We start from the raw sequence: 13,485 nt of genomic DNA, 5'->3' as shown, positions 1-13,485 counted from the left end.
CCGGACCGTCAGGAGACGGCCCGCTCGACCTCCTCGCCGTGGACGATCAGCGCCCACAGCACCACGACGTCCAGCACGATCACCGCGAGCGACCACCACGGCGTGATCGGCAGGGACACGAACTGCGCGACCAGGTTGAGCACGACGAGCACGCTCGCGGTCCAGCGGGCCCACGCCGCGCCGGTGAACAGGACGAGCCCGAGCGCGACCATCAGGGCGCCGAGGATCAGGTGCACCCAGCCCCACGTGGAGACGTCGACGATCGTCACGCCCTGCCCGGACCACGCGAGCACCTTCTCCTCCGAGAAGACGGCGATCAGCCCGGACACGACGTTGAACAGCCCCACGGTGAGGAGGCAGAACGCGCCGAACCAGACCCAGCCGACCCAGCCCGTGACCGTGCGTGCCATGGCGTGCCCCTCTCGTCGCCCACCGTCGGCCCTGGTCCGGGCCGCTCGCCGACACTGTCGCGCGGCGCGCGGCACGGGTGCCTCACCCGCGTCGGGTGACTGCCGGGGACACCCCGCCGCGCATATCACCCGACGGGCGTGAGGCAGCGGTACCGCGCTCGTCGGGACCCTGGTCCGGTCGGTCCGACGAGGGAGCTGCCGTGCTCTACCACATCCGCGTGGACGGGTCGCCGGGGGGCGCCGACCTGGAGCAGCTGCTGCGCGAGCACGCCGACGTGGTGGCCACGCCCACCCCCGACGGGACGGTGCTGTCGTGCCGCCTGCCCGACACCGCGGCGCTCACCGGGGTCGTCGCGCTGCTGCACGACCTGGGGCTCGTGCTGGTCGAGGCGCACGCCGTCCCCGACCCCGCCGAGGACTGACGGGTCGGTCGCTGCACCGACGTCGGGCCCGCCGTGCGCCGGCGCGGCGACGTCGGGGAGCGTCGGCGTCCCACCGAGCCCGCGGCCGACCGAGCCGGCGGCTAGAGGAGTCCGCGCTCCGCGGCCACCCGGATCGCGTCGCGGCGGCCGGCGACGCCCAGCTTGCGGTAGATCGAGCGCTGGTGCGTCTTGACGGTGTTCGTCGAGACGAACAGGACCGCGGCGATCTCGGTCGTCGTCATCGTCGACCGCAGCCGCACGAGCACCTGGTGCTCGCGCTCGGTGAGGTCGAGGTTGCCCCACCCGCCGCGCTGCGCACGTCGCGGCGCGTCCCCGGCGACGAGGCTGGCGACGAGCGCCTCGTGCGCGCTCCCCCACCTCAGGTGCTCGAGCAGGAGGTCGTGCAGGAGCGGCTCGAGCTCGACGAACGGCCGTCGGACGCCGGCGGGCTCGGCGACGTCGAGGGCACGCTCGAGCAGCCGGTGCGCGGCGTGCTCGTCGTCCTCGGCGAGTGCGAGCGCGCGCTGGAGCACCGCGACCACGTCGACCGACGTGCGGCAGTGCGACGTCGCGATCCGCCCGAGCACGTCGAGGCTCACGTGCTGCTCGGCGCCCGGGTCGTCGGCGGGCACCGCGTGCCGCGCTCCCCCGGTGTCGGCCGTCTGCAGCGCGTCCTCGACGCGGCGCCGCGCGCGCTCGAACGCCGCACGGTCGTCCTGCGCGTGGCAGACCAGCGCGAGCGTCGCCGCGGCCCGGACCGCGACCGCGAGCTGCGCGGGACCGGCGAGCGCGAGGGCGTCCTCCAGGTCGGCGCGCGCGTCACCGAGGCGGTCCTGCCAGTACGCGACGAGCCCGCGGACCAGGTGCGCGGGGGCCAGGGCTCCCGTGCGGACCCCGTCCGCCGCCAGCAGGTCGACCGCGAGGGCGTCGGCGACCGCGAGCTCGCCCGCGTCGGCCAGCAGCAGCGCGCGCTCCGCCCGGCACGCGCTCGCGACCGTCGGGAGTCCCACCGCGTCGGCCGCCGCCGCACCGTGCGCGAGGTGCGCCGCGGCGGTCGCCGGGTCGAGGCCCTCGTGCGCCTCCGTGCGACCCAGCAGGTAGAGCGCGAGCGCCCGCGTCGGCGGCGCGACCCCCACGGCGTCGAGGTCCACGGTGGGCGTGGCGTGCGCGTCGTGCGGGACGCCGTCCGGGCCGACCGACGAGCCGAGCGCGCTCGCGAGCACCTGCGCGAGCAGCTCGTCGTCGGGCCCCCACGCCGCGACGACGCGCTGGATCTGCGGGAACACCGTCGGGTCGCCGCGCCCGTCGAGCAGGTCGGCGGCCGCCTGCGCGAGCAGCAGCCACGCGTCGCGCCGCCCTTGCGCGACGACCAGGGCGCACAGGCGGCGCAGCAGCGTCGTGTCGCCCGCCACGAGCACCTCGGGCCAGTGCGCCTGCAGGACGTCGACCGCGAGCGCACCGTCGCCCGCGGCGCACGCGTGCCGGACCGCGGCGGGCCAGTCGGTGTCGCGACGGTGGTGCGCGACCGTGCGGTGCGCGGCGGTCAGCGCGGCCGGGTCGCGGCGGGACAGCAGGACGCGGCACTGCGCGGCGAACAGCCCGTGCCAGCGGTACGCGGTCGCGTCCGGGGTCGTCGCGGGCGTGAGGAACAGACCGCGTGCGACGCAGTCGTCGAGCAGCGCGGCACCGCCGGGCACGAGCGCCTCGGCCAGCCCTGGGTCGATCACGTCGTCGACCGTCGCGAGCAGCACGAACGCGCCGAGCGGCGCGGGCAGACCCGCGAGGACCTCGTCGACGACGTAGTCCGCGACCGGGACCGCGCTCGACGGGACCGCACCGAGGCGCCGCGCCACGTCCGGGCCTGCCGCGACGCCCAGGAGGATCATGCGGACCGCGACCGCCCAGCCGTCGGTCAGCGCGCGCAGCTGCTCACCGCCCGCACGGTCGAGCGTCACGCCCGCCGCCGCGGCCACCCGCACGACCTCGTCGGCGCCGAGCGCGAGCGACACGGCGCGCACCTCGCCGAGGTCGCCCTCGACGCGCAGCCGGTGCAGCGGGACGCCCGGGTCGGCGCGCGCGACGAGCACGAGGCGCAGCGACGGGGGCGCGTAGCGGACCAGCCGGCCGAGCACGTCGCGGGCGGTCGGGCCGTGCACCTCGTGGACGTCGTCGACGACGAGGACCAGCGGTTCCGTGCGGGCGCCCAGGCCCACGAGCAGCGCGTCGAGACGCCCGCGTGCACCTCGGTCGGCGGCGCCCGCGGCGCGGCGCAGGTCGCTGCGCTCGGCGTCGGGGAGGGCCACCGCGACGGCGGCCTCGAGCCCCCGCACGAGCCTCACGGGGTCGTCGTCGGCCTCGTCGAGCGTGAGCCACGCGACGGGGTGCCCGGTCTGGGCGGCCCACGCGGCGACGAGCGTCGTCTTGCCGAAGCCCGCGGGGGCGACCACCGCGGCGACCCGGTGGCCCGCGACGGCGGCCTCGAGCTCGGCCGTCGGACCCGGTCGCGGCACGACGTGGAGCCCCAGGGGAGGTGTCGTGACCTTGACCCCCGGTGCCCCGACCTGCGCCACGTGCCGGACGCTCACGAGGCGAACGTATCGGGCAAACGGTGCGGAAGCGAGAGCATCCGGGTGACGTTCCTGCCGAGGACCGCCGTCGCACGTTCACCTCGACGCGTCCAGCCGTTCATCTGGCGGTGCGAGCCTGTCGACCGCGCGGCAGCGGGCCGCAGCAGGAGAGGACTACATGCGGGACATCTTCGACGCCGAGCTGGCGCAGCTCGGCCACGACCTCGTCGCGATGAGCGGCCGGGTCGAACGCGCGATCACCGACGCGGGTGTCGCGCTCCTCACGGCGGACGTGACGCTCGCGGAGTCGGTCATCGCGGCGGACGTCGAGATCGACGCGATCGAGCGCGACCTCGACGAGCGCTGCGTGCTCCTGCTCGCCCAGCAGCAGCCCGTCGCGACCGACCTGCGCATCGTCGTGTCGGCGCTGCGCATGAGCGCGACGCTCGAGCGGATGGGTGACCTCGCCCGCCACATCGCGCAGGTCGCGCGCGGCCGCTACCCGCGGCAGGCGATCCCGCACGGGCTGTCGGGCACGTTCACCGAGATGCACGACGCGGCCGTCCGCGTGGCGCGCCGCACGACGACGCTGCTCACCAACCACGAGCTGCCGCTGGCCGAGAGCATCGAGCAGGACGACGACCTGCTCGACGAGCTGCACGAGGACACGTTCGCCGCGCTGCTGTCGGGCGGCTGGGACGGGTCCATCCAGGAGGCCGTCGACGTCACGCTGCTCGGCCGCTACTACGAGCGCTTCGGCGACCACGGCGTGTCGATCGCGCGCCGTGTGACCTACCTGGTCACGGGCGTGCTGAGCCAGGAGCTCGACCGCTCGGCCAGCTGACGCCACGCTGACGTCGGGCACGCCAGGACTGCAGCACCGCGGTCTCGCGCCCGGCGGACGAAGGCGCCGCCACCCCTGCTCGGGTGGCGGCGCCTTCGTGGTTCCTGCGGGCCGTGCGGTCAGCGGCCCTGGTTCGCGACGGCCTTGATGGCCTCGGCGGCGGCCTCGGGGTCGAGGTACGTGCCGCCCTTCGTCACGGGCTCGAGGGTCTCCTCGTCCAGCTCGTAGAGCAGCGGGATGCCCGTCGGGATGTTGATGCCCGCGATGGTGCCGGCGTCGACGTCGTCGAGGTGCTTGACGATCGCGCGGATCGAGTTGCCGTGCGCGGCGACGAGGACCGTCTTGCGGGCCTTCAGGTCCGGCACGACGTCCGACTCCCAGTACGGCAGCGCCCGCTCGAGCACCTGCGCGAGCGCCTCGGCGCGCGGGATCGGCTCGCCGGCGTAGCGCGGGTCCGTGTCCTGCGAGAACTCCGAGCCGAGCTCGATGTCCGGCGGCGGCACGTCGTACGAGCGGCGCCAGAGCATGAACTGCTCCTCGCCGTACTCGCTCAGCGTCTGCTTCTTGTCCTTGCCCTGCAGCGCGCCGTAGTGGCGCTCGTTGAGGCGCCAGCTGCGCTTCACCGGGATCCAGAGGCGGTCCGCGGCGTCGAGCGCGTAGTTCGCGGTCGTGATCGCGCGGCGCAGGAGCGACGTGTGCACCACGTCGGGCAGGACGCCCGCGTCCGTGAGCAGCTTGCCGCCGCGCTTCGCCTCCTCGACGCCCTTCTCCGAGAGGGGGACGTCCACCCAGCCGGTGAACAGGTTCTTGGCGTTCCACTCGCTCTCGCCGTGGCGGAGCAGCACGAGGGTGTAGGTCATGCGCCCATCCTGCCGCAGGGTGCGCGGAGCGTCGTCGGGACGTCCGTCCCTGGGACGGTCGTCCGGGCGTGCGGTGCGGGCGGGCTCAGCGGGAGCGGCGGACCTCGGCGGCGACGCCGTAGACCTTCAGCACCTGGTCGGCGGCCGCGGACCAGCCGAACCGCTCGGCGCTGCGGCGCGCGGCCTCCCCGTACGCGGCGCGCACGGCCTCGTCGGCCAGGACGTCCGCGAGCACGTCGGCCCAGACCGCCGGGTCGTGCCCGCGCACGAGCCGACCGGACACGCCGTCGTCGACGATCGTCCGCAGCCCCCCGACGGCCGCGGCGACCACGGGGACGCCGCTCGCCTGGGCCTCCGCCGCGACGAGGCCGAACGACTCGCTGCGCGACGGCATCGCGACGACGTCGGCCGCGTGGTACCAGCGCACGAGGCTGTCGCGGTCGGCGGGCGGGCGGACGACGACGTCGTCGGCGACACCCGTGACGGCCGCCAGCGCCTGGAGCTCCCGGACGGCCGTGGACCGGCCGCTCGGGCCGCCGAGGACGACGAGCAGCGGCACCGGACGGCCCGACGCGCGCAGCACGCCGAGGGCCCGGACGAGCACGTCGGGGGCCTTGAGCGCCTGGACGCGGCCCGCGAACAGGACGACGCCGCGGTCGGCGGGCAGGCCGAGGGCGGCGCGGGCCTCACGACGCTCGGCGTCCGGTACGGGGGCGAAGCGGTCGAGGTCGACGCCGGGCTCGACGACGTGCACGCGCGACGGGTCGGCGCCGTAGAGGTCGACGAGCTCGCGGGCCTCGACGGGCGTGCTCGCGACCAGGGCGTCGGCGGCCGCGACGACCTCCTCCTCGCCGAGCACGCGCCCGCCGGGCTCGGGCTCGTCGCCGGGGGCGAGCGACGCGTTCTTCACGCGCGCGAGCGTGTGCGACGTGTGGACGAGCGGGACCTCCCAGCGGTCCGCCGCGATCTGCCCGACCTGCCCCGACAGCCAGTAGTGCGAGTGCACGACGTCGTACCAGCCGGGCCGGCGTGCGGCCTCGGAGCGCAGCACACCCGCGGCCATGCCGCACAGCACCCCGGGGAGGTCGTTCTTGTCGAGCCGCTCGAACGGGCCCGCGGGCACGTGGTGCACCAGGACCGGCGGGACGACGCCCGCGTCGACCTCGTCGGCCAGGAGGACCGCGCGGGACTCGTCGCGGGTCAGGGTGCGGCCGTGCGCGTCCGCGCCGGGGACGACGACCGTCTCCGGCAGGTCCGACGACGTGGCGCGCGTGAAGATCTCGACGCGCGCGCCACGGGCGGCGAGGGCCTTCGACAGCTCGAGGACGTAGACGTTCATGCCGCCCGCGTCGCCCGTGCCCGGCTGGTCGAGCGGCGACGTGTGGACCGAGAGCATGGCGACGCGCGGGGCATGCTCCGAGGTCACGTGGGCTCCTGAGGACGGGCGGCTGTCTGCGCCCATTGTCGCCCCCGGAGCGGGGTGAGCGCCGCGCGGGGCGGGAGATGCCCGTCACGTGGCGGCCGGCGCGTGGTCGGACGCGCCGGCCGCCCACGGACGCGATGCGTCGGGCAGCGGCCCCGCCGCCCCCCCGCGGGCCTCGTCCGGCGGCGGGTCGGCCGGGGTCGGCCGGCCGCCCACCGCCGGACACGGCGTCAGCGCACGACGAGGATCCGCGGCAGCGCGAGCGCCGCCAGGTAGGTCCCGTCGCCGCCGTACGTGACCACGACGAGCGACGTGCGCGTGGACCGCGGGAGGTCGACGACGGCGTGCCCGTCGGCGTCGAGCGTGCCCGTCGCGGCCTGACGGCCGTTCAGCCACACGGTCACGGTGCCCGTGGGCTCGTGGTCCGCGACGCCGTCGACCTGGACGTGCACCTGCTTGGGGTCGTCGCGGCCGACGGTCCAGTCGGTGCCGGCCGTGCGGACCTCGGGCCGGACCTTGCCGACCGTGAGGCGGCGCTCGTCCGACGACGACCCGGCGACGGGCGGGTCGGTCGACGTCGTGCCGCCGTAGACGGCGACCACGGTGTGCCGGCCCACGGCCAGGTCGGCGGGGAGCCGGACCTCGGCGACCGCCTGGTCGCGGCCCTTGGCCGTGAGGGGGCCGGTGGCCACCGCCGCGCCGTCCACCCGGATCTCGACCGTGCCGGTCGGAGTGACGCCGTCGGCCCGGACCGTGACCTTCGCGGTGACCGCCTTGCCGAACGGCGTCGACGACGGCAGCTGCAGCGACGTCGTCGACGCGACCGGGGCCGTCGTCGGGACGCCCGCGACCTGCGCGAGCAGGTCCGCCGCCTCGCCCGCCGAGCCCGCCATGAGGACGTGCTCGGCGTCGGCGGTCGCCGAGGCCGCGTCGGCCGGTGCACCGCCCGCGACGACAGCTGCCTGGGCCAGGTCGCGGAGCAGCGACACGACGAGCCCGGCCGCCGCCGCGGTCGTCCGGTCCGTGCCGTCGAGCGCCGCCGCGGCGTCGGCGAGCAGGGGGACCGCGGTGCCGTAGGCGGCCGGGTCGAGCGTGCTCCCGTCCCAGACGTCGGCGTCGAGCACGCCTTGCACGGCGTCGCGCGCGTCGCCGGCGGGCAGAGACTCGGCGGCCGTCGTCAGGCGGTGGCGCTGCGCGTCCGTGCGCAGGCCCCAGCCGTACGCGTACAGCGCGTCGTCGGCGTCGTCGCCCACGTTGACCGGCACCTGGTCCGCCGACGCGGGCCACGTGACCGGCAGGCGACCGGTGAACGGCTGGTCGCCGAACAGCACGTCCGCGACGCCCGCGCCCTCCGAGCCCGGCAGCCACGACGCGACCAGCGCGTCGATCGCGTCGAGCTTGTCGGTGACGAGCTGCGGACGTCCGGAGACGACGAGCACGACGCAGTCGACCGCGGCGCACACGGTGTCGATCGCCGTCCGGTCCGCGGTCGAGAGCGACAGGCTCTTGCCGTTGTTGCCGACGTCCCCGACACCCTCCGCGTAGGGCGTCTCGCCGACGACGACCACGCCGACGGTCGCGTCGCCGACGGGCGCGGACGCGTCCTCCGAGTACGTCACCGACGGGTTCACGGCCCGGATCGCCTCGACGATCGACGTGCCCGCCGTCGTGTCGCCCGAGCCGCCCTGCCACGAGACCGTCCAGCCGCCCATCTGGTTCCCCAGGTCGTCGGCGTTCGAGCCCGCGACGTAGACGTGCGCGTCCTTCGCGAGCGGCAGCGCGCCCGTGTTCTTGAGCAGCACCTGGCTGCGCGCCGCGGCCTCGCGGGCCACCGCGCGGTGCTCCGCCGAGCCGAGGTCCGCGGTGTGCGTGCGGTCGGCGAACGGCTGCTCGAAGAGCCCGAGCGCGAACTTCTGCGTGAGGATCCGGCGGACCGCGTCGTCCACGCGCTCCTCGCTCACGACGCCGCCCTCGACGTTCGCGACCGTCGACGTGATGAACGCACCGAAGTTGTACGGCGCCATCGCCATGTCGAGCCCCGCGTTCACGGCCCGCGCCGCCTTCTGCGCGTACGAGCCGCCCGGCAGCTTGTCGATGCCCTCCCAGTCGGAGATCAGGAAGCCGTCGAAGCCGAGCTCACCCTTGAGCAGGTCGGTGTTGAGCGCGCGGTTCTCGTGCATGCGGACCGGGTCGCCGCCGCCCACCGACACCGCCGAGTACGACGGCATGATCGTCCCGACGCCCGCCTCGATCGCGGGCACGTAGGGGTCGACGTGCAGGCGCCGCAGCTCGTCGAGCGACGCGACGTGCGTGACGCCCTGGTCGATCGGGTAGCCGTTGCCCGCCTGCTCGGGCACGTACGTCGTGCCGCCGTCGCCGACCCAGTGCTTCGCGGTCGCGAGCACCTTGTCCGGGCCCGAGAGGTCGGACGGGTCGTGGCCCTGGAGACCCGTCACGGCCGCCTCGGCCATCGCGGTGACCAGCGCCGGGTCCTCGCCGAACGACTCGTAGCTACGGCCCCACCGCTCGTCGCGCGTCACGCACAGGCACGGTGCGAACGTCCACGGGACACCCGTGCCGCGCACCTCCTGCGCGGTGACCTGCTGGACGCGCTCGACGAGGTCCGCGTCGCGCGCCGCCCCGAGACCGTTGTTGTGCGGGAAGATCGTCGCCCCGACCACGTTGTTGTGGCCGTGCACGGCGTCCACGCCGTACACGATCGGGATCTGGAGCCGGCTCGCGAGCGCCTCGCGCTGGAAGCCGTCGACCATGTCCGCCCAGCCCGCCGGCGTGTTGTCCTGCGGCACCGAGCCGCCGCCCGAGAGCACCGAGCCGAGGCCCAGCTCGCCGATCTGCGTCGACGACCGAAGGCCCAGGCGCTCGGCCTGCGTCATCTGACCGACCTTCTCCGCGAGCGTCATGCGGCCGAGCAGGTCCTCGACGCGCTCGGCGGTGGGCCGGTCGCGGTCGAGGTACGGCGCGCCGACGGCGTTGAGCACGATCCGCGGGTTCCGGTCGACCGCGGCGCCCGTCGCCGTGAGCGCGAGCTCGAGCGTGCGGGCGTCGTCCTGCGCGGCCGTGGCGTGCGTCGTGACGTCGACGGTCTGCGTCGTGCCGGACGGGGTGCCGGCGGCGAACGTGAGGGTGCCGTCGGCGGCGTCGTAGTGCTCGCCCGCCGTCGCGGTCCCGTTCGTCGTGGCGTAGGTGAGGGTGACGTCCTCCGGCAACGGTGCGCCGTCGGTGGTGGTCAGGGTGAGCGGCACCTGCGCGGTCTCCCCCGGGTCGACGAGGACGACGTCCTGCGCGGGCGTCACCTCCGCCGTGGGGGCCGGGACGGCCGAGCCGTAGAGCTGCACGTCGTCGACGGCCCAGCGCACCGCGTTCGCCGTGTTCGGCACGAACGTCAGCGCGTAGCCCCACGCCGACGTCAGGTCGAGCGTGCCGTTGCGGGTCGCCTCGTCACCCGGCTGGTAGCCGCCCAGCGTGAACTGGTCGAACGGCAGCTCGACGAGCTTCCAGCGGCTGCCGTCGGGCGACCAGTTGTCCTTGAACGTCGTCGCCCACAGCTCGGAGTGCTCGCCGTCCGGGCCGCCGTCCTTGAGCTCGACCTTGATGTCGTCACCGGCCGTCGGCGACGCGGGACGCGTGTCCTGCGACGCGTACCAGAGCAGCCGGATGCCGCGGAACGACGACCAGTCCTGCGCCGCCGCGAGGTTCTGGCTGAAGCCGCCCCAGCCGCCCGACGGGATCAGGTACTCGCCCGACAGGACGTGGTTGTCCGCGGGGCCGCCCTCGCGGTCCTGCTGCGTGACGTCGAGCGAGACCTCCGCGCCCGCCGAGCCCCACGTGAACAGGCCGACGGTCGTGCCGGGCTCCGCGATCGGGACGTCGCCCTCGGCGTCCTCGATCGTCGTCACCCGGTCGTAGAGGGCCACGTCGTCGAGCTGCCACGCGCCCGCGCCCAGGTCCGTGAGGGTGACCGCGAAGCCCGTCGACGCCGTCGGGTCGAAGCGCGCGTCGCTCGCCGGGTCGTTCTTCAGGCGCAGGTTCGCGAACGCGACGCTCACCTGCCGCCAGCCCGCGGTGTCGTCGACCACGCGCTCCTCGAACAGCTGCCCGCCGCTCTTGAGCTCGTAGCGCAGCAGCCCGCCGTCGCCCGTGCCGCGGAACCAGAACGTGAACCCGTCGTGGTCCGACCAGTCCGTCGGCGCGAGGTCGTGCGTGAAGCCGAACCAGTCGCCCGGCGCGGGCGTGCCACCGACCGTCGCGACCAGCACGTCGCCGCCGTCCGGCCGGTCGCCCGGAGCCGTCGTGAGCACGGGCGTGACGGGCGCGCTGATCCCCCACGTCGTGTAGCCCTGCGGCACGCCGTCCTCGTAGTCGTCGAGCACCGTGACGGCGCCGACGTCGGGCAGGGAGCCGTGCGGGGTGATGGTGAGCGTCGTCGTCGTGCGACCGCCCAGCACCAGGCCGTCCGACGGGTCGCTCAGCATGAGGACGACCGTGCGCGCGGGGGCGAGCGGGCCGTGGTCGACCGTGGCGACGTCGACCGTCGCGCTCGTGCTGCCGGGCGCGAAGGTGACGAGCTGGTCGACGGCGGTGTAGTCGCCGCCAGCGTTCGCGGAGCCGCCCGTGCTGGTCACGCGGACGCTGCGCTCGGCGTCCGCCGCGGTCGCCAGGACGACCGGGACCTGCGCCGTGCCGCCCGCAGGGACCGTGGCCGTCGACGCGCCGAACGCCACCGGGACCGCCTCGGGTGTGCCGAAGACCTCGACCGAGAACAGCGAGTAGCCGTACCAGTGCAGGACCGGCGCCTCCCAGTCGAAGCTCGTGCGCTCGTTCATCTGCACGCGCACGTACCGGGCGTCCGTCGGCGTGGCGAGCGCGACCTCGTCGGTGCCGCCGTCGCCCGCCGGCTCGGTGTGCACGGTCGTCCACGACGCCGGGTCGTCGGGCGCGGTCGCCGCGACCTGCACGTCGTAGGCCGTCGCGTACGCCGCCTCCCACGCGAGCACCACGCGGTCGACCTCGGCCGTCGTGCCCAGGTCGACCTGCAGCCACGCCGTGAACTCGACGTCCTCGTCCGGGCCGTTGCCGCTCGCCCAGCGCGTCGCCGGGTCGCCGTCGACCGCCGCGGACGCCGGGAACGTGCCGTCCGCGTCCGCCTGGGACTGCGACGCCGTCGCCGTGCCGGTGTGCGCGAGGTCGCCCGGCGTCGCCGCTGCTGCGGCCGGCGGCGCGACCGCGGTGGCGGTGACCGTCGCGACGAGCGTGAGCGGGGCGGCCAGGGCCAGCGCCGCGAGGGCGGCTGTCAGCGGGGACCGCTGCGGGCCGGAGCGGACGCCGGTCCGCGTGGCACCGAGCGGGTGGGCGGGGGCCCTGCGGGTGCGCAGGGTCGGACGGGCACGCAGCACGGTCACTCCTTCGTGACATCACGGCCGGGCCCCTGACCGGCCGGAGACCGCGGCCTGCCGTCGACGGGCTCCCTCGCCCGCCCGGCATCGCGTACGCCCGCGGCTGGCCTCAGTCGACCACAAAGACTTACAGGGCAGTAAGTGCAGAAGGTCACGATTCGGTCACGACGCCGCGCCGCCCCGCGCGCCCGCAGCGGCCACAGCAGGACCACCTCACGCTCCCCCGCCACCCCGCCGGCAGGCAGGAAGGGTGGTCGAGCAGGAGGAGGGGCAGGCAGGAAGAGTGGTCAGGCAGCAGGAGGGAGCAGGCAGGACGAGTGGTCAGGCAGGACGAGTGGTCAGGCGGGGAGGACGCAGGTGGGCGACGGAAGGTCGAGGGTCGAGACGACCTCGCCCGAACCGGCCAGCACCACCAGGCGGTGCGCGCGTTCCAGGGCGACGACGACCCACGGGCCGACGACCGCGAAGTGGCGCGGCCAGTGCCCGCCGAGCGGGTGCGAGCGGCCGTCGGACAGCTTCCCGTCCGGCCCGATCGCGTACCGCGTGAGGACGTCGGCGCCGCGGACCGTCACGAGCAGCTCGTCGCCGTCGACGGCCAGGTGGGACGGCAGAGCACCCGCGGGGTGGCGCACCGGGTCCGTCCGGCCGGTGTCGTCGCCGGTCGCCGCGCCGACGACCGCGGGAACCGTCTGCTTCGCGGATCCGGTCGCGGTCTCGGGGTCCCACGTCAGGACGTGGACCTGCACGTCGAGCTCCCCGGCGACGTACGCGGTGCGGCCGTCGGCGGCGAACCCCACGTGCCGCGGCCCGGTCCCGGGCGGCAGGGTCGCGGCGATCCCGTCGGGCTCGACTCCCCCGTCGACGACGCGGTAGCGGCGCAGCTCGTCGGTCCCGAGGTCGGCGACCAGCAGGTGCCGCCCGCCCGGCGCGAGGATCGCGAAGTGCGCGTGCGTCCCCTCCTGCCGGTCGGTCACGGGTCCGCTGCCCTCATGGCCGTAGGTGGCCGGCGCGGTGTCGCCGGCGGACGGCTCGGCGGCGAGCAGCCCCAGATGGCCAGACGCGTAGTTGGCGACGGCGACGAGACCGTCGACGTCGGTCGACACGTGGCACGGGTACGCCCCGCCCGACCCGCGGCGGGACCGCTCGGTCAGCCCGCCGTCCTCGTCGACCGCGAGCGTCACGACCTCGCCGTCCTCGACCTCGAGCGCGGCGTGCAGCGTGCGCCCGTCGGGCGAGGCCGCGACGAACGACGGCGACGGCAGCGTGACCACGAGCGACGCGTCGCCGAGCGCCCCGGTCGCGTCGTCGAGCGTCACCCGCCAGATGCCCTCGCCGAGCCCCACGGGGGTGCCGGCGCCCGCCTCGGGGTACGTGCCGATCCAGAGCTGAGTCACGGCCGTCGAGCCTAGACCTGGCCGCAGCCCCGCACCCGACGACGTCCGCGCCCGAGCGGCGGCGACGCCGACGGCCGGTCGGCGGCCTCGTCAGGCGAGGACGGAGGCAGCGGTCGCCGTCCGGCGGAGGCGGCGCCCGCGGGGCGTCGCG

8 protein-coding genes are annotated in these 13,485 nt (G+C 75.6%); 2 read left to right on the top strand and 6 right to left on the bottom strand.

What is annotated here, in order from left to right; translation table 11 throughout:
• Window positions 1-8 precede the first annotated feature (8 nt).
• The gene (locus GXP71_RS19385) at window positions 9-410 is read right to left on the bottom strand and encodes a hypothetical protein (RefSeq protein WP_162354017.1); all 402 of its coding nucleotides are present in this window, start codon (window positions 408-410) and stop codon (window positions 9-11) included.
• Window positions 411-610: 200 nt separating this feature from the next.
• Here GXP71_RS19385 and GXP71_RS19380 point away from each other — a divergent pair, with 200 nt between their 5' ends.
• The gene (locus GXP71_RS19380) at window positions 611-832 is read left to right on the top strand and encodes a hypothetical protein (RefSeq protein WP_162354016.1); all 222 of its coding nucleotides are present in this window, start codon (window positions 611-613) and stop codon (window positions 830-832) included.
• Window positions 833-933: 101 nt separating this feature from the next.
• Here the strand turns inward: GXP71_RS19380 and GXP71_RS19375 are convergent, their stop codons facing one another.
• Window positions 934-3,417, bottom strand: coding sequence for a LuxR C-terminal-related transcriptional regulator (locus tag GXP71_RS19375; protein ID WP_162354015.1), 2,484 nt, complete (start codon window positions 3,415-3,417; stop codon window positions 934-936).
• Window positions 3,418-3,577: 160 nt separating this feature from the next.
• Here GXP71_RS19375 and phoU point away from each other — a divergent pair, with 160 nt between their 5' ends.
• Window positions 3,578-4,243, top strand: a complete 666-nt coding sequence (phoU, locus tag GXP71_RS19370; RefSeq protein ID WP_162354014.1) for a phosphate signaling complex protein PhoU — start codon at window positions 3,578-3,580, stop codon at window positions 4,241-4,243.
• 119 nt (window positions 4,244-4,362) lie between these two features.
• On the opposite strand, the gene GXP71_RS19365 is transcribed toward phoU, so the two are convergent.
• The 4 genes from GXP71_RS19365 to GXP71_RS19350 form a co-directional block, all read right to left on the bottom strand.
• Entirely contained in the window at window positions 4,363-5,103 is a 741-nt protein-coding gene (locus tag GXP71_RS19365; RefSeq protein ID WP_162354013.1) for a phosphoglyceromutase, read from the bottom strand.
• Window positions 5,104-5,188: 85 nt separating this feature from the next.
• Window positions 5,189-6,529, bottom strand: a complete 1,341-nt coding sequence (locus tag GXP71_RS19360) for a glycosyltransferase (protein WP_370520955.1) — start codon at window positions 6,527-6,529, stop codon at window positions 5,189-5,191.
• Between the two features lie 227 nt (window positions 6,530-6,756).
• The gene (locus tag GXP71_RS19355) at window positions 6,757-11,940 is read right to left on the bottom strand and encodes a glycoside hydrolase family 3 N-terminal domain-containing protein (RefSeq protein ID WP_162354011.1); all 5,184 of its coding nucleotides are present in this window, start codon (window positions 11,938-11,940) and stop codon (window positions 6,757-6,759) included.
• A gap of 338 nt (window positions 11,941-12,278) precedes the next feature.
• Window positions 12,279-13,334, bottom strand: a complete 1,056-nt coding sequence (locus GXP71_RS19350; RefSeq protein ID WP_162354010.1) for a beta-propeller fold lactonase family protein — start codon at window positions 13,332-13,334, stop codon at window positions 12,279-12,281.
• Between the last annotated feature and the right edge of the window lie 151 nt (window positions 13,335-13,485).

Source organism: Cellulomonas sp. H30R-01, from assembly GCF_010119915.1.
Taxonomy (GTDB): Bacteria; Actinomycetota; Actinomycetes; order Actinomycetales; family Cellulomonadaceae; genus Cellulomonas; species Cellulomonas algicola.
The sequence above is the reverse complement of the archived record's forward strand: the minus strand, read 5'-3'. Positions and strand labels throughout refer to the sequence as shown.

What these genes read in the sequence shown, in the direction of transcription:
- GXP71_RS19365 (WP_162354013.1), bottom strand. Translation starts at nt 5,103, where the DNA reads ATGACCTACACCCTCGTGCTGCTCCGCCACGGCGAGAGCGAGTGGAAC.
- phoU (WP_162354014.1), top strand. Translation starts at nt 3,578, where the DNA reads ATGCGGGACATCTTCGACGCCGAGCTGGCGCAGCTCGGCCACGACCTC.
- GXP71_RS19385 (WP_162354017.1), bottom strand. Translation starts at nt 410, where the DNA reads ATGGCACGCACGGTCACGGGCTGGGTCGGCTGGGTCTGGTTCGGCGCG.